Annotated in this window: 18 protein-coding genes, 1 tRNA gene and 1 pseudogene; 14 read left to right on the forward strand and 6 right to left on the reverse strand. The window is 36.6% G+C overall.

Going from position 1 to position 17,361, the window contains the following annotated elements; all coding sequences use genetic code 11:
- Positions 1–9: 9 nt before the first annotated feature.
- On the reverse strand, positions 10–1,092 hold the full coding sequence (gene truB, locus ACE38O_RS01180; RefSeq protein ID WP_374698794.1) for a tRNA pseudouridine(55) synthase TruB: 1,083 nt from the start codon (positions 1,090–1,092) through the stop codon (positions 10–12).
- A 144-nt stretch (positions 1,093–1,236) separates the two neighbouring features.
- Here truB and ACE38O_RS01185 point away from each other — a divergent pair, with 144 nt between their 5' ends.
- Positions 1,237–1,983: a hypothetical protein gene (locus ACE38O_RS01185; protein WP_374698795.1), complete on the forward strand. Its 747-nt coding sequence runs from the start codon at positions 1,237–1,239 to the stop codon at positions 1,981–1,983.
- A gap of 62 nt (positions 1,984–2,045) precedes the next feature.
- Here the strand turns inward: ACE38O_RS01185 and ribD are convergent, their stop codons facing one another.
- On the reverse strand, positions 2,046–3,302 hold the full coding sequence (ribD, locus tag ACE38O_RS01190) for a bifunctional diaminohydroxyphosphoribosylaminopyrimidine deaminase/5-amino-6-(5-phosphoribosylamino)uracil reductase RibD (RefSeq protein ID WP_374698796.1): 1,257 nt from the start codon (positions 3,300–3,302) through the stop codon (positions 2,046–2,048).
- Positions 3,302–4,501, reverse strand: coding sequence for a deoxyguanosinetriphosphate triphosphohydrolase (locus tag ACE38O_RS01195; RefSeq protein WP_374698797.1), 1,200 nt, complete (start codon positions 4,499–4,501; stop codon positions 3,302–3,304). The genes ribD and ACE38O_RS01195 overlap by 1 nt, the downstream gene beginning before the upstream one ends.
- 47 nt (positions 4,502–4,548) lie before the next feature.
- Between ACE38O_RS01195 and ACE38O_RS01200 the strand changes: the two genes are divergently transcribed.
- Together ACE38O_RS01200 and ACE38O_RS01205 are read left to right on the forward strand one after the other, a co-directional pair.
- Complete coding sequence (locus ACE38O_RS01200) at positions 4,549–5,010, forward strand: HesB/IscA family protein (protein ID WP_374698798.1); 462 nt, start codon at positions 4,549–4,551, stop codon at positions 5,008–5,010.
- Positions 5,011–5,324: 314 nt separating this feature from the next.
- Complete coding sequence (locus ACE38O_RS01205) at positions 5,325–5,999, forward strand: ABC transporter ATP-binding protein (protein ID WP_253309781.1); 675 nt, start codon at positions 5,325–5,327, stop codon at positions 5,997–5,999.
- Positions 6,000–6,245: 246 nt separating this feature from the next.
- On the opposite strand, the gene ACE38O_RS01210 is transcribed toward ACE38O_RS01205, so the two are convergent.
- Positions 6,246–6,944: an alpha/beta hydrolase gene (locus ACE38O_RS01210; RefSeq protein ID WP_374698799.1), complete on the reverse strand. Its 699-nt coding sequence runs from the start codon at positions 6,942–6,944 to the stop codon at positions 6,246–6,248.
- Positions 6,945–7,099: 155 nt separating this feature from the next.
- Between ACE38O_RS01210 and ACE38O_RS01215 the strand changes: the two genes are divergently transcribed.
- From ACE38O_RS01215 to ACE38O_RS01230, 4 genes and pseudogenes are all read left to right on the forward strand, one after another.
- Positions 7,100–8,236, forward strand: coding sequence for a cysteine desulfurase family protein (locus ACE38O_RS01215; RefSeq protein ID WP_374698800.1), 1,137 nt, complete (start codon positions 7,100–7,102; stop codon positions 8,234–8,236).
- Between the two features lie 1,068 nt (positions 8,237–9,304).
- Positions 9,305–10,009: pseudogene (locus ACE38O_RS01220) on the forward strand (IS5 family transposase).
- 601 nt (positions 10,010–10,610) lie between these two features.
- Entirely contained in the window at positions 10,611–10,688 is a 78-nt protein-coding gene (locus ACE38O_RS01225) for a hypothetical protein (RefSeq protein WP_353278122.1), read from the forward strand.
- Positions 10,689–10,762: 74 nt separating this feature from the next.
- The gene (locus ACE38O_RS01230; RefSeq protein ID WP_374698801.1) at positions 10,763–11,941 is read left to right on the forward strand and encodes a ribonuclease D; all 1,179 of its coding nucleotides are present in this window, start codon (positions 10,763–10,765) and stop codon (positions 11,939–11,941) included.
- 282 nt (positions 11,942–12,223) lie between these two features.
- On the opposite strand, the gene coaE is transcribed toward ACE38O_RS01230, so the two are convergent.
- The gene (gene coaE / locus ACE38O_RS01240) at positions 12,224–12,811 is read right to left on the reverse strand and encodes a dephospho-CoA kinase (protein WP_374698802.1); all 588 of its coding nucleotides are present in this window, start codon (positions 12,809–12,811) and stop codon (positions 12,224–12,226) included.
- A gap of 176 nt (positions 12,812–12,987) precedes the next feature.
- Between coaE and ACE38O_RS01245 the strand changes: the two genes are divergently transcribed.
- The 7 genes from ACE38O_RS01245 to ACE38O_RS01280 all read left to right on the forward strand — a co-directional run bounded on the left by ACE38O_RS01245 (position 12,988) and on the right by ACE38O_RS01280 (position 16,814).
- Positions 12,988–14,391, forward strand: coding sequence for an NAD(P)H-dependent flavin oxidoreductase (locus tag ACE38O_RS01245; protein WP_374698803.1), 1,404 nt, complete (start codon positions 12,988–12,990; stop codon positions 14,389–14,391).
- Between the two features lie 80 nt (positions 14,392–14,471).
- Complete coding sequence (locus tag ACE38O_RS01250) at positions 14,472–14,702, forward strand: hypothetical protein (RefSeq protein WP_374698804.1); 231 nt, start codon at positions 14,472–14,474, stop codon at positions 14,700–14,702.
- A gap of 81 nt (positions 14,703–14,783) precedes the next feature.
- Positions 14,784–15,392, forward strand: coding sequence for a hypothetical protein (locus ACE38O_RS01255; RefSeq protein WP_374698805.1), 609 nt, complete (start codon positions 14,784–14,786; stop codon positions 15,390–15,392).
- Between the two features lie 84 nt (positions 15,393–15,476).
- Complete coding sequence (locus ACE38O_RS01265) at positions 15,477–15,614, forward strand: hypothetical protein (protein WP_374699116.1); 138 nt, start codon at positions 15,477–15,479, stop codon at positions 15,612–15,614.
- A 235-nt stretch (positions 15,615–15,849) separates the two neighbouring features.
- On the forward strand, positions 15,850–16,164 hold the full coding sequence (gene cutA / locus ACE38O_RS01270; RefSeq protein ID WP_374699114.1) for a divalent-cation tolerance protein CutA: 315 nt from the start codon (positions 15,850–15,852) through the stop codon (positions 16,162–16,164).
- Positions 16,155–16,229, forward strand: a tRNA-Gln gene (locus tag ACE38O_RS01275). Before cutA ends, ACE38O_RS01275 begins: the two co-directional genes overlap by 10 nt.
- 18 nt (positions 16,230–16,247) lie before the next feature.
- A complete protein-coding gene (locus ACE38O_RS01280) occupies positions 16,248–16,814 on the forward strand; it encodes a hypothetical protein (RefSeq protein WP_374698806.1) in 567 nt (188 codons plus the stop codon).
- Between the two features lie 7 nt (positions 16,815–16,821).
- Here ACE38O_RS01280 and ACE38O_RS01285 read toward each other — a convergent pair whose 3' ends face one another.
- Positions 16,822–17,109, reverse strand: a complete 288-nt coding sequence (locus ACE38O_RS01285; RefSeq protein WP_182158640.1) for a hypothetical protein — start codon at positions 17,107–17,109, stop codon at positions 16,822–16,824.
- Between the last annotated feature and the right edge of the window lie 252 nt (positions 17,110–17,361).

Raw genomic sequence — 17,361 nt, forward strand, 5'->3', positions numbered from 1 at the left:
AACCTCATTTTAAATATTAAAAACACGAATAGGTTTCACACAACCATAAATAAAACTGCAGATTGCAATAGGTACACTACCCACTATCGTACAACAAATATCATAATTCTTTAAATTACGCAAGTTATTTAATACAATTTCCTGACCTTTTCTGATTTTCCCCGCATCTTCTGGGGAAATTTCAACTTTGAACATCGATTTTAAAGCCGATTCAATGGGAATGATGAAACTTTTTGCATTACTCTCTGTCACTCCATCATCTTCTGTCACCCCACCCCCCTTTGTCATCCCAGTGCTTGACACTGGGATCCAGCCTATTTCATCACGAACATTGTTTTTGACATATGCTCCTAGAATCTTTTGTCCATTACATGATTTGTAAGTATTTGTATATCTGGATCCCAGTGTCAAGCACTGGGATGACATCGGAGAGTAAGTTATTGTGTTTCTTTCAGCGAGCTGTTCAATTGTCACTGATTCATTTTCTCTAAAATCACCTACCATAGTTCTTCTTAATTTTGTAATGTGTCCAAAACAATTTAATGCAATTCCAAGATCACGAGCAATTGATCTTACATATACACCACTACCGCACATCATAGAAAAATTTGCACTATTATTTATGGTGTCCACAGATATCAATTTCAGCTCATGTATTTTGACTTGTCGGGGCTTTATATTCACCTTTTGCCCACTTCTTGCCAATTTATACGCCCTTGCTCCTTTAATTTTTATTGCTGAAAATTGAGGAGGTGTCTGCTTAATCTTACCAATAAAATTTTTAATTGCACAATTTATTTGACTATATTGAGGTTCTATAGTGCTAGTTCTAATAATATCACCACCCAAATCATCCGTTGTTCTTTGTTCACCCCATTTTACTGTAAAATCGTATGCCTTTAAGTCACAAGATAAATACGGTATAGTTTTTGTTGCTTCGCCAAGAGCAATTGGCAACACACCTGAAGCTAAAGGATCAAGTGTTCCCAGATGACCAGCTTTTTTAATCCCAAAAATCTTTTTAACTTGGGTTACAGCTTGTGCAGAGCTCATTCCTATTGGTTTATTAAGATTCAGCCAGCCGTGTATCATACGTTTAATTATATACAACTGATAACAGTTTAGGAAGTAGCTTGAAATATATACTTTAAATAATAATGTAAAAAATAGCTTGACCAACATGCATCTATTAACACATACTTAATCTTTTATTACCCCTACTTTAAGAGGACTATTATGACTACAGATAAAGGTCAAAGCATATGGAAGTGGGAAAACACTGCACATATAACAAAAATGAGTATTGAAGGTTTAGTTGCAGTTGCATCTTTAGCGGGAGCAATAACAGCAATATTAATTGCCACTAAAGTAATTGCTGGCCCTGCATCTTTAGCACTTGTTGCTAGCCCTGCTGGAATTGCAGTTCTATTTATTGCCGCTGTATATTTTGCCGCAGCAGCTTATGCTTCATATCAGCAAATGAATGCAATGGAGGGAGCTAAGGGTAAAGACGGCGTGAAGGGTAAAGACGGCGCGAATGGTAAAGATGCAGACTTTGCTGCTCTTGTTGGTGATGTGATAAAGAAAGGTGAAATTGTTGAAGAAAATCAGCAATTAAGTCTGAAACTTTCAAAGAGTGATTATGACCCATTAGTATCTAGTAATATGGCTGAAGATGCAGAAATAACTCTAAAGATATTATTAGCAGCAAATAAAGAAACTGAAGTTAAATTTAAACATGTTGCTAACGCTAACGACGGTGGTAATTATAAAGTACAATTAACTAGCGTAGGTGATAAAGATCAGCTTGCTGACATGAAAAGAGCGTTAGATATGACTGTTGATTCTGAATTATTAAAAGTTGCAGTAAGTAATAAAGATATGGGCGCTTTAAAAGCTGACGTAACAAATAACTTAGTAAATGTTGCTGTAGAGAAGGCTATATCCAAAGTTAAAGATGGAGTTGTGTCTCAAGCAGCTTAAAGTTAACAAATAAGGGGTAGATTTTTCTACCTCTTTTCCTTCCATTTCAGCATATAAAGCTACTATAATCTATCCCACAGCTCAACTACATCCTCACTAAACTCTATTATCTCTGTCTTTTTGAATCGGTAGCAGTTGTTGATGGATTGGATTCCTAAATTCCCTACAAAAGGAATGGCATCGTTGCCTAGAATTTTACCACTACGGCAGATTATTAACCTATCGATTAAATTACACTTTAACAATTCTGTAATTAACACTCCTCCACCTTCAACTAATAACCTTGTTATACCAATTTCTGAAACAAGTTTTGATGCCATGTCTTTTAGGCAGATTTTGTTGATAATATCAGGCTCCGGTGTCATTCCAGCGCGTGACGCTGGAATCCAGTCTTCACTACGCAATTGCTTGGTTGCCATTGAGTTTTCTGGATCCCAGTGTCTGGGCACTGGGATGACAGAAGAAGGCGTTGGAATGATGGGAGAGTGTGTTGGAGTGACATCTGGAATAACAGGAGGTTTGTTATTTGAATTAACTATCAAATAATTAATATTTTTTATTTTTTTCCTTACTTTATTGTTTGTGATCACCCAAGTTGTTATTTTGTCTGCAGTCTTTGCAATATTGTGCTCTTCCTTCAATTTTCCTTGGCTATCAATAATTAGCCTTATTGGCGACCTATCTTCGAATCCTGGTAATCTGCAAGTTAAGAGTGGATTATCGTTAATAAGAGTATTGCTGCCAATCATAATTGCATCATATTTTGCTCTAAGCTCATGCACCCAATTTCTTGTATCCTCACTTGTTATCCATTTGCTATCGCCTGTAAATGTTGCGATTTTCCCGTCAAGAGTTGTCGCAATTTTACAAGCTATAAATGGTCTATGTAATTCTTTAGTGGTTAAAAAACCGACATTCAGTTCTTCTGCCTCTTTTTGCATAATACCTTGCTCAACTTCAATTCCTGCTTCTTTCAGAGCTTTAATGCCTCCACCTGAAACTCTACTATCTGGGTCAATAGTTGCAATTACTACCCTTTTTATTCCAGCTCTTATAATTCCTGCGGTGCAAGGTTCTGTAACTCCAAAGTGGCAACATGGCTCAAGAGTGATATATATAGTTGCACCATGAGTTGAATCTTTAGTGTTTTGCAAAGCGACTACCTCTGCATGCGGACGTCCACCGATCCCTGTATATCCCTCACTAATAATTGTACCATCCTTTACAATAACACACCCGACAGCAGGGTTTGGTGCAACATTTCCAAGGTTTTTTTCTGCAAGCTTTAATGCAATTGACATGAAGTGATCATCTGTCATTAGAAAGAAGTCATTTCATAGGAGGTATCAAAAATTCTTCTGTGCTCGTGTATGGCAAATCTATCTGTCATTCCCGAGATATAGTCGCATATTACTATTGAACGCTGGGATTCACAAGCGAGTTTGCTCCACTCTGTGGGAAGTAATCCTGGGTTTTCATAAAAACATTGAAAAAGTTCCTGTATTATGCGTTTTGCTTTGTTCATCGTTCTACTCAGTTTATAGCTTCTGTATATTTTCTCCATGTTGAATCTTTTCATTTCTTTTGTAGCATTCGCAACTTCTGGTGAAAATGTGACTAGCATTTTATTTAGACTTCTTACGTCTTCTACGCTTTTTATTTTGTGATTTTCAATATTTCTTTCAGTCTGAGAAACAACATCACTTATCATAGTTCCTATAGTTCCACTCAGTGATTCATGTATGAGTTTGCTCTGAGGCAATTCTGAATATCCGCTCCTTACATCTTTAAACATTTTTCCAATTAAAGGGACATTCAGCAAAGCTTCGATGGTTACTAAATTTGCCCTGACTGCATCATCAAGATCGTGAACACTGTAAGCAATATCATCGGCAATTGAAGCAACTTGCGCTTCAATGCTTGAAAATTCTTCAAGTTTTAGATCATATTTTTTGTTGTATTCTAATAACAGCTGATTACTTGTAGAAGACTCCGCGTTTTGACCAAGCAAGGGACCGTTATGTTTTGCAACCCCTTCAGTCACCTCCCAACTTAGATTCATACCATCAAAATCAGCATGTTTTTGTTCAAGATAAGTTAAAATCCTTATAGCTTGAACATTATGATCAAACTCATACTTCTCGTTATCAAGATTCAAATCTTGAACTGATTTCTTTAGAGCATCTTCACCTGCATGACCAAATGGAGGATGACCAAGATCATGTGCGAGCGCTATGCATTCAGTGATATCCTCATTTAAGCCAAGTCTACGCGCAATGGACCTTGCAATTTGTGCAACTTCAAGGCTATGAGTAAGCCGAGTGCGATAGTAGTCGTGCTCATAATTGATAAAAACTTGTGTTTTGTACTCCAACTTTCTAAACGCATTAGAGTGAATGATACGGTCCCTATCACGCTGAAAGCAGCTGCGATTCTCATCTTCTGGCTCTTTGAAGTATCTCCCTTTTGTTTTGCTTGGAAAACATGCATAATTTAATAGAAAATTATTGTTTGACATGTAAAATTTCTACTATAATAAGTTATCAATAATAAACGGTGGTTACTATGTCAACAAATTACAACATCAACTTAACTGATAATGCACTAAAAAAAATCCACTTTCTTGCAGAGCAGGAAGGGGATAAGAGTTCCGTTTTGCGGGTTGCAGTTTCAGGCGGTGGATGTTCTGGCTTCAAATACAATTTTCTTATGGATCAAATGAATAAAAATCTATCTTTGGATGATGAAGATGATGATTACGATGATGAGTTTGATGACGAAGACGAAGATGATGACTATGAAGAAAGCGAGGACTATAGAAGCCACTCCAGTTTTAGCGAAAAAGGTAAAGATATAGTAATTAATGATGAAAATGGCAATCCTGTATTAATGGTTGATAATTGTTCAGCAAAATTTTTAAATAACTCAGTTATAGATTATACTGAGGATCTCAGTGGTTCTGGTTTTCAAATAAAGAATGCCTTTGCTAAATCCCAGTGTGGTTGTGGCAACAGCTTCTCAGTTTAGTCAAAAATTTGATGTCATTCCAGTGCGTGACACTGGAATCCAGCCTTTTACGAAATCCCATCACAAACGTTGTGTTTTAACATAGGATTAGCTACTTTTATGCTCACCAACTTAGTGTCCAATCAAAATTCCTGGATCCCAGTGTCGGAGCACTGGGATGACACTCTTCTCTGGTGGAGGGTGCTCTCAAGTCACAACGTTCATATAGTTGTATACTTGACACTGAGGTTTATTCTTCTATTTCTTTTCTACTGGTCATGCACTATCATTTGCTATGCAAGCACAACATTTGTATGGTTATAGGTCTTTTAAACATGGGTGATAATGTAGCTCTAGAACTAACTTCTGTAGATAAAAGCTTCAAGGACAATTCTGCTGTTGTAAAAGACATTAACCTAAGTGTCACAAGAGGGCAAGTAGTAGCGCTGATTGGCAATTCAGGTGCAGGAAAAACAACTATATTGCAAATCGCAGGCTTGTTGGACAAGCCAACTTCAGGTATAGTTACGATAGATGGAATAAATTGCACACAAGCCAATAATAAGCATAAAACCCATGTAAGAAGAAATTTTCTTAGTTTTGTTTATCAATTTCACTATTTGTTACAAGAGTTATCGGTGTTGGAAAATATTATGCTTCCTCAACTCATTGCAGGAAAAAGCAAAGCTGAAGCAAAAAAAAATTCGCAAGCAATGTTGGAAAAATTTGGTCTGGAAAACAAAGCAAGTAGCATGGTATCTGAAGTTTCGGGTGGGGAAAGGCAGAGAGTTGCAATTGCAAGAAGCATTGTAAATTCTCCAAAGCTTTTACTTGCAGATGAGCCAACAGGAAATTTAGATCCAACAAATTCTTTTAACGTGTTTTTACTGCTACATTCATACGTAAAGGAAAATAACAGCTCTATGCTTATAGTAACGCACAATCATCTCCTTGCAGAAAAGGCAGACTGCATTTTCCAATTGAGAGATCGATCATTAGTGAAGTTGTGAATAGGAAAAATAGCACAATTTAAAACTACCTATGCCTTATACTTATCTAACCAATGATCATTAACAGAGTACAACTCGCATGAAACGCTTTCATTGCTTTTTATACACGGACTTTTTAACTTACGCTGTTTACTTAGGGAACACCCCGATAACATAAACACAGCTAAAACAAAAAATAATAGCTTTTTAAACATAACAAAACCTTTTCATTTATATTACTACACTCATTTCTCTTGTTTGTAAAGGTTAGGCATATTCTTTTACCCTTACCTCTTTTTTGACCTTTTGAGAAGAAATAGCTGCACTGTTTAAGCGCAGTTTTATATAACCATCTACGATTTGAGTCACTTCCTCTTCTTTATCCCTTAGAAAGTGATTAGTATCGTCTATTATATGGTATTTCATGTGATCACTTTTTACTGAATTTATTAACCTTTTTGCTAATTCTGTTACATCGCTTTCTTCTGAGATTGTATCGTTACTGCTTTGTATTATAAGCCCAGAAACTGGACAGGGAGAAAGAAAAGAAAAATCGTACTTAGTTACCGGAAGAGAAAGAGCAATAAAACCCACTATCTCAGGGCGACGCATTGTTAGCTGCATAGCCACCCATGCTCCAAAAGAAAAACCAGCGATCCAAATTGGAACGTTGCTAGGATTATGTTCCTGAAGCCAATCAATAGCTACCGCAGCTTCAGTTAATTCTCCTATACCCTTATCAAAAGTTCCGGTAGATTTTCCCACACCACGAAAGTTAATTTTCAATGCAGAAAAATTGTTATCGATAAAAGACGTATATATACCATGTACAATTTTACTACCCATATTACCACCATATTGAGGGTGATGATGTAAAACCAGCACAACCGGCGCGTTGGCATCTTTGCTTTGGTGGTATTCACCTTCTATCTTTCTTGTTGCATTATTCAAAAAAACTTCTACCACGGTAACTCCTAATAAAAACCTGCTTGACAGGTATTGATGACATGAATTATTAATTATGTATTAATTTCGCTGTTTTTGCAATAAATTTTTTATCGTGTTAAAGCTAACGTACATAGTTATGGCTATAGTTGATGGTAAACTTATTTAAGTGACAGATGAGTCCATTCTCTTTAGAAAATAGTGGTTGCGTATATGCTGATTACAATGCAACTGCTCCAATTAGTGAAAATGTAAAAAAAAGTATATTTGAGGTCTTGTTAAAACAAACGCTCAATCCATCATCACTACATAAAAGAGGACAAGAAGCGAGGAAGATTCTTCAGGATGCAAGAGATAACATACGTGATGCTCTTGGTGTTCCAAGTGATAAAGAAATAGTTTTTACGTCTGGTGCGACTGAAGCGAATAACCTTGTTATGAGAGGAATAGCAGGCTATCTGCATGTAATTTCAGCTATAGAGCATCCTTCAATTCTTAATTCTGCATGTAATCCATATATAATACCCGTTAATCTGGAGGGCATTGTTGACTTTTTAGAGCTAGAAAAAATTCTAAGCAAACTTAAAGGAAACAAAGCAATAGTTTCAGTTATGATGGCAAATAACGAAACCGGAGTTATTCAGCCTGTTAAGGAAATAGCTGAAATAGCACACAAATTTGGAGCAATTTGCCACACTGACACTGCTCAAAGTGTTGGGAAAATTAAAGTTAATATGGAAGATTTAGGAGTGGATTTACTCACTTTATCCGCCCATAAATTTGGCGGTGTAGCAGGCAGTGGAGTTTTAATATTCAATAAAGAACTTGCGATAGAACCTATTATAATAGGTGGTGGACAAGAAAAGGGATTTCGTGGTGGTACGGAAAATATTGTTGCGATTGCAGGCCTTTCTGCTGCACTGCAAAATATTCCAGACCTTCTATCAAAAATGGATGAAGTAAAGGAGCTACGTGATCAATTAGAGTGTGAATTATTAAATCTTGCCAGTGATATAAGAATCTTCGGTAAAAACTCTAAGAGGCTGCCAAACACAAGTTTTATTTATATGCCAGGAGTAAAGAGTGATGTGCAGCTCATGCATTTTGACTTGAATCATATTGCAGTTAGTAATGGTTCTGCATGTTCTTCTGGAAAAGTTGAGCCTTCCCATGTTTTGCTTGCAATGGAGGCAACAAAAGAGCAAGCAGAGTGTTCAATTAGAATCAGTATAGGTCCAGAAACTAAACCACAAGACATAAAAAAAATAGTGGATTGTTGGTATAATATCTACAAGAAGAACACCTTGGTATAGATAATACGTGGTATCATGCAGGGAGCTATAAATTAGATGTAAAAACTTACTTGACACCCTTCGCCAGCCCCCTTATCATGAAACTGAAGCTATTTATTTATCTTCGCAATCTCTGCAGTGGATTAATGACAAAAAAACTTAATGTATTTGGCGTAAGTCATGCTTAATTTTTTGTACTATGTACACCTCATGTCTTTATAAAACTTTAGCTATACAAGCCGAAACGCGCTTATAAAGCGTTTAAGACAGTAAAAGACGTCAAATAGACAAGGGAGAATTTGAATACTAGCTACCCTGGGGTTTTTTTGCCTTTTTTTCCGCTCAGTAAATTTCTTAACGTTTATAATTTAGGTTAACTGCATTTAAAAGCAGCTAAATTGTAGTGTTTAAGACTTAAAAAACGCCATACTTGAAAGTATAATGTAAGTAACTAGCCAACCACGGGGTTTCTTTTGCCTTGTTTTTCGTTTGGTAAATTTCTTAATATTTATGGTTAAAGTAATTTAGGCCTACCGACAACCGTCATCCCGCTACTTGTTAGCGGCTAAGAGATACCGCGGATGAATCGCGGTATGACGGTCTGCGGCGGTATGACGGTTCACGGTGGCATGACGGTTAAGTAATTCGTCATCCCGCTGCTTGTTAGCGGGATCTAGAGATACCGCGGCGGTATGACGGTCTGCGGCGGTATGACGATAACCTCGTCATACCGCTACTTGTTAGCAGATGAGATACCGCGAATGAATCGCGGCATGACGGTTCTCGGTGGCATGACGATAACCTCGTCATCCCGCTACTTGTTAGCGGGATCTAGAGATACCGCAGCGGTATGACGTAGGACCGCTGTCATTCCAGTCTGGAATCTAGTTCTTATTGTACATTTACTTGGTATAGAGTTAAGTTTCCTGGATCCCAGTGCTTGACACTGGGCACTTTAGACAATGTTACAAAAAATAATATCATAGAATTCAATAGGATAATTCCTAGGCTCTGTGGACAAAAAATATGAAGAGGGAGAAAAAAAGTGGTAGTTTAACCAAATGAACATAAAAATGGAGAAACTACCGAATGGAATATTATATAAAAGAAAGAAATTGGAAACAAATTTTAGAGTTCATAAAAGGCATAAAAGGAATGCATAGTAAAGACGAAAAACGTTTAAGAATATTCATAGAAGCAGTATGGCGCGAAGTGGTTGCCAATGGCGACTTTTGCCAAAAATCTATGGCAATTACAGAAGTGTACACAAACGATTTAAGAGATGGTGCGAAAGGGGTGTTTGGAAAAATTTATTGGAGTACACAAAACAAGAGCCAGACTTAGAAGCCGTCATAATCAACGGTACGATCATTAGAGCCCATCCATGTTCGGCTGGATATACAAAAGATTCGAAGGATCAAGAGGCTTTAGGGCGAAGTAAAGGTGAACAAAAATACATGCACTTGTTGTTAAATTCACTCTGACTCCTGATCAAAGAAATGAAATTATGCAGGCACAAGTGTTAACCGAAAGTATCTATAACTCTACTGTAGTGGCCGATAAGGGCTACGATAGCAATGCTTTTGTTTGAAGGTAAGGGATGCACAGCCACCAAAACGGAATAGAAAAGTGCAGAGGCATTATGATGAGCATATTTATAAAGAACGTCATTTGATTGAGTGCTTTTTCGGTAAAATTAAAAATTTTAGGTGCATTTTTTCCAGATTTGACAAGACCGCAGAGGTTTTTATGGGATTTCTAAATTTTGTCGGGGCTCTTATATGGCTTCTCTAAGATTTTGTCCACAGAGCCTAGCAGATATTCAAAAAAAGCATCTAAATGCAGATCCCTAAAATTCACGCTGAATTAAAAGCTTTAGGCAAAAATTAAAACAGTATAAAGTGTTATGCAAGAAAATGGCATTAAAGCCAAACTTAGACGAAGGTTCAAAAATAAAAAACAGCAAATAAGCAACCGAGTTGTGGCTCCGAACACATTGGATCAAAAATTCACCACTGATCAGCCAAATAAAGTTTGGTAAACGATATTACTTATATAAAAACTAAGGAAGGTTGTTGGCAGCAATAATTGACCTATATTCACGTATGGTAGTTAATGAGTAGCTCAATAAACAAACAATAGGTTATTGACTCTTTATTGATGGCCGTTAATAAGCGCAAACCCGATAAAATCTGCTGTTACATAGCGATCAAGGGTCACAGTATACCTCTCAAAATTACCAATTTCTATTGAATACAAAAAACATCATTTCCAGCATGAGCCATAAGGGATGTTGTTACGATAACTCTGTTGCAGAAAAGTTCACTCAAAAGGGAGCTGCTTATTGATACTTCTCGCTCAATAAACCAGAACTGCCATATTTGAATACATAGAAATCTTTTATAACAAACAACGTAGGCATTCTACTATTAATTATTGCATTCCTGCACAATTTGATGCATCATTCTCATGACAAAAACGTCTTAACTTTCTCTCCGCTTTTTCTGGGTAAGGTCAGATAGAGTAGAACCACTGAATGAAAAACATATGTTAATTAATACAACGTCGGAGCTGGAGAACATATGTGAGGGGTTGATAGCAAAAAAGCCGAAATTTATAGCAGTTGACACGGAGTTCATTAGAAATAATTTAACCTACTACCCAAAATTATCGTTAATTCAAATTTCTTACGGAGAGAAGAGTTTTATTGTAGACGCATTAGTGCCAGAAATTGATTTATCATTCATTAAGAAAATAATGCTAAATCAGGGGATAACCAAAGTGTTTCATAGCTGCCGGCAGGATATAGAATCCTTACTCACTGTGTTTAAATGTATTCCCACTCCCATTTTTGATACCCAAGTTGCTGCTATGTTTTGCCATTATTATCATGACTTTATTGGTTACTCAAAAGTAGTAGAGCAATATCAAGGAATAGCACTGGATAAAATTAAAGCTCAAAATTCAGACTGGTTAAGAAGACCGTTATCCGAGAATCAATTAGATTATGCAATAAACGACGTGGTACACCTATATGAACTACACCAAATATTGTGCAATAAACTTGAAGAAAATAATAGGATGGGTTGGTTTCAAGAAGAGATGGAATCAATAGTTAATATAAATAAGTATTTACATAGTCCAAAAGATGCATGGAAGAGAATTAAATTTAATTATGAAGCAAATCCAAGATTGGTATTAACTGTTAAAGCAGTTAGTGAATGGCAAGAGACCTTAGCACAGCGCTATAATATGAACCGTAATAAAATAATCAATAATGCTGTAATAGCTGGTTTTATTGAAAAAAATGTAGAGCATGTTGATGAGATTTTAGATGATCTCAAGAGGAATGCAAAAAATATAAAAGATGCAGATTTACTAGAGTTTGTGAATATTTTTAATGAAAATGAAAAAAATTGGATGCAGCAAAACAACATCTTACCGAATAATTATGACAAATCTGTATTCGATATACTCTCAATTATTTTAGATAGTAAATGTAAAGAAAGTAACATATCAAGGAAATTAGTTTCTTCAAAAGATGAGTTAACCGGGTCAATATCTGGACAGACAGATAAATTATTCAAGGGATGGAGATATGATTTTTTTGGCAGGTCAGTTGAATCATTTTTGAACACAAGCTCAAAATTTGAGATTTCAGCAGTGAAATCCGCAAATAATATAACCAAAATTCAGAGTAATTTAGTGGAGAATAACTGTTGCTAAAGTAACTTAGATTTATCGACAATCGTCATCCCGCTACGTGTTAGTGGCTAAGAGATACCGCGGCGGTATGACGGTTAAGTAGGGTGTCATCCCAGTGCTTCGACACTGGGATCCAGGAAAATTGATTGTAAACGAGCAAACATTTTCGATAAAATTACCAAAAAGCTAGATCCCAGTGTCAAGCACTGGGATGACAGGAGAGGGAGGCTACTGGGATGACAGCTACCCTGACAACCGTCATCCCGCTGCTTGTTAGCGGCCAAGTGACGGTATGACGTAAAGCTACGTGTTTAGGTTTAATGAATCCACTATTTTTTTTACTTGAGAAAAAACATACTCTTTGCTTACACTGGTATTGATAATAAAGTCACTCATCTTCCTTTTCTCCTCAATAGATAACTGAACATTGAAGATTAAATTTAGCTTTTCTTTATCTATGTTGCGTTCGTTAAGTCTTTGAGCTTGCACAACGCTATCTGCATAGATAAAAATAATAAGGTCACAGTATGAATGAAATTTTGTTTCTAATAGAAGTGGCACATCTAAAACTAAAAGCTTTCTATCGATCTTTTTTTTCTTGGCAATAAAAAATTCTAATTCACGCAGCACAGCAGAGTGAACCAAAGATTGAAATTGTTTCCAATTTTCATCGTAGGCTAAGAAATATTTAGACAGTACTGTTCTACCTATTTCACCATTTACTACCACTCCAGGAAAATTTTTTTCTGCATAACTTATTATGCTTTTATCCACTTTATAAAGTTGGTGTACAACAGAATCAGCATCAAACACAGCAGCACCAAACTCTTGAAAGCAATTAGCTACAAAGCTCTTTCCTACCCCAATTCCGCCTGTTAGACCTATGATCATATAGCAAAATACATTAGACTTCTTTCGAAACTATATTACAGTAGCTGCTGTGTCTACTCAAAACCCAAATTTGGCTATGCAGAGGCTCTGATGATATCTGATGATATAAGAAAAAATAAACAGCTATTATTTTTTTAGTAATTAAGTAAAATAGAGTGAAAGATTGCGAGGAAGTTTTGAAAAATAAGATAAAAAAGATAGTAATTTCAGGAAAGGAAGTGTGGCCAATCATTGAGGGCGGCAAAGGCATCGCAATCAGTGATGGAAGGTCAAGTGGAGCATTTGCTGCAGCAGATGCTGTGGGTACGTTTTCTGGTGCAAATGCTAAGCTTATTGATGATAATGGTGAGTTAGTGCCGCTGATTTACAAAGGCAAAACAAGAAATGAAAAACACAGTGAATTGATTGAGTATAGTATTAAAGCTGGAATCAGTCAGGCAAAAATAGCGAATGAAATATCAAAAGGTCATGGAAGAATACATATGAATGTGCTTTGGGAGATGGGAGCAGCAGAACGCGTGCTTCATGGCATATTAGAAGGAGCGAAAGGTTTGATTCATGGTATTACCTGCGGTGCTGGTATGCCTTATAGGCTTGGAGAAATTGCAGCTAAATATCAGGTTTATTATTACCCTATTATCTCATCGGTGCGTGCTTTTAAAGCATTATGGAAGCGTGCTTACCAAAGAATATCTTCCTATTTGCTTGGTGGAGTAGTGTATGAAGATCCATGGCTTGCTGGAGGGCACAATGGACTGAGTAACAGTGAAGACCCAGAGCTACCACAGGCTCCATTTGAAAGAGTTGCAGAGCTTAGATCTTTCATGAACGAGATCGGTCTTTCAGAAACACCAATTGTTATGGCAGGAGGAGTGTGGCATTTGAAAGGTTGGGAACATTGGTTTGACAATCTGCAAATTGGACCAATAGCTTTTCAGTTTGGCACTCGTCCACTTTTGACGAAAGAAAGCCCAATTTCTGCAGAGTGGAAAAAGAAGCTACTCACTTTAGAAGAAGGTGATGTATTTTTAAATAAATTCAGTCCAACAGGGTTTTACTCATCTGCAGTAAAAAATAACTTCATACGTGAGTTGCAGAAACGGAATTCACGTCAAATAAAGTTTTCAGAAAATGCCAGCGAAGAATTTAGTAGTGAATTTGCAATGGGTAGCAGAGGTAGGAAGATCTACCTTACTTCAAAAGACAAAGAGCTGGCAAATACATGGACTAAAGCAGGGTATACAGAAGCAATGAAAACTCCAGATATAACTGTTATTTTTGTGACGCCAGGCAAATTTGCAGAGATAAGACAAGATCAAATCAATTGTATGGGATGCTTAAGTCATTGTTTGTTTAGCAATTGGAAGGATCACGGCGACCATTCAACAGGACGAAAGCCAGATCCACGGAGTTTTTGTATACAAAAAACACTGCAAAACATTATACATGACGGCGATATTGAAAATGAACTCATGTTTTCCGGGCACAATGTGTACAAATTTAAGCAAGATCCGTTTTATGAGAATGGCTACGTACCAAAAGTAAAAGAGCTGGTGGAAAGGATATTAACCGGATATTAAGTTATGGTTGATTTGACAAGAAGACGTTACTTTGTTATAATAAATATTTATTAATTTAGTCTTAACTTAAGAGGGTATTTATGGTAGCAAATGATAGTGTTTTAAAAAGGTATGCGTTAGCCTATATAAAGAAATCAGGTGGTAACAGTGATGTTAAAGAGTTTTTGCGGTATTTTAACAATACACGGAATTTAACTTGGGACGAGGATACATTTGCAGAGGCGTATAAAGAGCATACACGTCTAAACTCAACTAATAGACGCAATACAGAAAGCAGAAATAATCAATATAACGCAGGGAATAACAGGTAACCTACAGGCCCTCAGGTTACACACGTACATGTACACAATGATAGAGGTTTAGATTTTTGGGATTATTTACTACTTCGCAGCTTGTTTGGTGGTAATACTACAGTTATAAATAACCCTGGTTTCAGTAGTGGTAGCCATCAAAGCAGAGAAGATAAGAAAAAAGACTCAGAAGACAGTAGAAAGCTATTAGCTTTAGGTATGGTAGCTGCAGTTGTGTGTGTTGCTTTCCATGCTGGTATGTGTTTTTGGTATAACAGCAGCAGAAAAGCGGCTAGAAAAGAAGAAAAAATAGATTATCTCGATAATAAACTTAAAACATTCAGAAATATAGAATTTGCGGTTAGCGCTATTTCTTTAGCAGCTTTGATAGCTTGCGTGTTTTACCCAGTCTTACCAACGTGGGGTTTAGCTGTCCTTGGCGTCAACTCTCTTGTATGTTTTGCTGGTGGTGTGGCTTTTCATATGAAACATGGGAAAGAGTCAGAAAATATTAAGAAAGCTGAAGAAGCAGTAGGTAGCTATCTTGGACAAGGGCGTGGTTGTGGAGATTATGATTCACCACCTCCTTACTCTCCAATTGCTCCTTCTTATCATGACATCGAACCTAGTGGGACGTTTTCTCATTCTAATGCGGGACAACATTCTGGAGGTCATGGATATAGCTATACGAACATTCATTTTGGAAGGTAAATTGCACAGCAAATGGTGTCATTCCAGTGCTTGACACTGGAATCCAGCTTTTTTGTAATTTTATTGAAAATGTTGTATAGTCGTTTGTTTACAATTAATTTTTCTGGATCCCAGTGTCTGGGCACTGGGATGACGGGGGAAGGAGGCACTGGAATGACAGAAGAGAGTGTACATAGACAGCACCCACAGGGTGTCATCCCAGTGCGTGAAACTGGGATCTAAGTTTTTATGCAAAATTATTATATTTATATACTTGCAAATAGGTGCAATTTGGAATGATCTATATTGTGAAATTAAGAAATGAGATCCCAGTGCCCAGACACTGGGATGACAGGGGAAGGAGGCACTGGAATGACAGAAGAGAGTGCTAGAATAACAGAAAAATCTCATCTATTTTCTCTTGATGAATAAACCTAAGTGAAGTATAGTAGCAATGCATTTATGTAGATTCTAATGAATAATTTCGTTTTCAACTTTTTCAAATTTTGAAGAAGCTAAAACTATTTCTGAAGAATTGTTAAGCGAGAAGTTAATTGTATGTGTAACTGAAGTAAATTCTCTGTATTTATGGAAGGGTGAAATTAACAGTGGTTGTGAAATAGTAGCAATTATGAAAAGCAAAAATGATCAAGTTGATAAAATTGTAGAAAAAATCGAAGCAATGCATTCTTATGATCAGCCAGCTATTGCTGTGATGCCCATAGAAAAAGCAAATAAATCTTTTACTAATTGGGCTAATAGTGTTATTGATGTAAGTAGTATTGGGGTGTAGCCAAGTGGTAAGGCAGCGGTTTTTGATACCGCCACGCGAAGGTTCGAATCCTTCCACCCCAGCCATATTGAAGTGGGTGTGAAATGATATCACTTTTCTATAAATTAAGATTATTTAATTATATACTAGGCAGCTTGAAAGATATAGTTGTAAAGCTGTTTCTCTGCACAATGTATCTTTACACATCCAGCATTGTGCTCATGTTTCTCAGCAATGGTTTTTGGTATGCTGTAGAATTTGGCTCTTTCAAAAATGCGTTTTACCATTTATTTCAATATTGCAAGTGGTATTATGAAAATAGGGAAGACCTCGGTTACGGAATTTCTATTCGAATATTAGTAGCATTCCTTACTCCGCATTTTCTCTATAAGTTGTTCCTTAGCACAGGCTGGAAGTCTTTTTTAAAGGAAAAGATAGTGCAGATACTCAGCACAAGAAGAAAAAAGGGTAGTGAGTTCAGTAACAGTAGTAAACCAAGTGGCAGTAGTTATAGTGATAAGAATAATTACAGCAATAACAGTGAGCATCACGCTCAAGATGCAAAGCGGAAAGTAAACATGATAAAGCAGCTATTAATCAAAGATATAGAGGAAACTATAGATAGGAGATTGCATGATATTTTTTTCGGTAAAAGGAGTAAACCTCATTAAAAAGGCTTTATCTAGTAAGGCTTTTTAAAATTGGCTGTATTTTGTTTTTTACGTATACCGGATCACAATCAGCCAATATACATGTGTGCACAAAATCTTGACTAAAGTCTGACAACCAAGAAATCGCCTTACGTTTCTCTACCAAGCTTTCTGTTTTTTTACAGTGACTTGCTGCATCAGTCATTGCCTGCGCTATTACTGATTTCCACAGCAAATAATACCTTTGTATATCATCTGACGTACTGTTTGTTTCATAGTGGTTAAAAAATTCTTTAAAATTGAAGTTGTTTGACATAATGATACCTCTTTGGATTGAAATTTGAAATGATTTGAGTTTATGTCGCCACAGCAGATTCCGCTAACGAGTAGCGGAATGACGAGCTTATCGTCATGCTGCCGCGAACCGTCATACCGCGATTCATTCGCGGTATCTCTAGATCCCGCTAACAAGCAGCAGAATGATGGTTGTCGTTTAGCTACAAACATTTAAGAAATTTACCAAACGAAAAAAAAGGCAAAAGAAGCCCTGGTCATTGTCTATTTTCAG

The organism is Wolbachia endosymbiont (group B) of Limnophora tigrina, assembly GCF_964263235.1.
Taxonomy (GTDB): domain Bacteria; phylum Pseudomonadota; class Alphaproteobacteria; order Rickettsiales; family Anaplasmataceae; genus Wolbachia.

What these genes read in the sequence shown, in the direction of transcription:
- truB (WP_374698794.1), bottom strand. Translation starts at nt 1,092, where the DNA reads ATGATACACGGCTGGCTGAATCTTAATAAACCAATAGGAATGAGCTCT.
- ACE38O_RS01185 (WP_374698795.1), top strand. Translation starts at nt 1,237, where the DNA reads ATGACTACAGATAAAGGTCAAAGCATATGGAAGTGGGAAAACACTGCA.
- ribD (WP_374698796.1), bottom strand. Translation starts at nt 3,302, where the DNA reads ATGACAGATGATCACTTCATGTCAATTGCATTAAAGCTTGCAGAAAAA.
- ACE38O_RS01195 (WP_374698797.1), bottom strand. Translation starts at nt 4,501, where the DNA reads ATGTCAAACAATAATTTTCTATTAAATTATGCATGTTTTCCAAGCAAA.
- ACE38O_RS01200 (WP_374698798.1), top strand. Translation starts at nt 4,549, where the DNA reads ATGTCAACAAATTACAACATCAACTTAACTGATAATGCACTAAAAAAA.
- ACE38O_RS01205 (WP_253309781.1), top strand. Translation starts at nt 5,325, where the DNA reads ATGGGTGATAATGTAGCTCTAGAACTAACTTCTGTAGATAAAAGCTTC.
- ACE38O_RS01215 (WP_374698800.1), top strand. Translation starts at nt 7,100, where the DNA reads ATGAGTCCATTCTCTTTAGAAAATAGTGGTTGCGTATATGCTGATTAC.
- ACE38O_RS01230 (WP_374698801.1), top strand. Translation starts at nt 10,763, where the DNA reads ATGTTAATTAATACAACGTCGGAGCTGGAGAACATATGTGAGGGGTTG.
- coaE (WP_374698802.1), bottom strand. Translation starts at nt 12,811, where the DNA reads ATGATCATAGGTCTAACAGGCGGAATTGGGGTAGGAAAGAGCTTTGTA.
- ACE38O_RS01250 (WP_374698804.1), top strand. Translation starts at nt 14,472, where the DNA reads ATGGTAGCAAATGATAGTGTTTTAAAAAGGTATGCGTTAGCCTATATA.
- ACE38O_RS01280 (WP_374698806.1), top strand. Translation starts at nt 16,248, where the DNA reads ATGATATCACTTTTCTATAAATTAAGATTATTTAATTATATACTAGGC.
- ACE38O_RS01285 (WP_182158640.1), bottom strand. Translation starts at nt 17,109, where the DNA reads ATGTCAAACAACTTCAATTTTAAAGAATTTTTTAACCACTATGAAACA.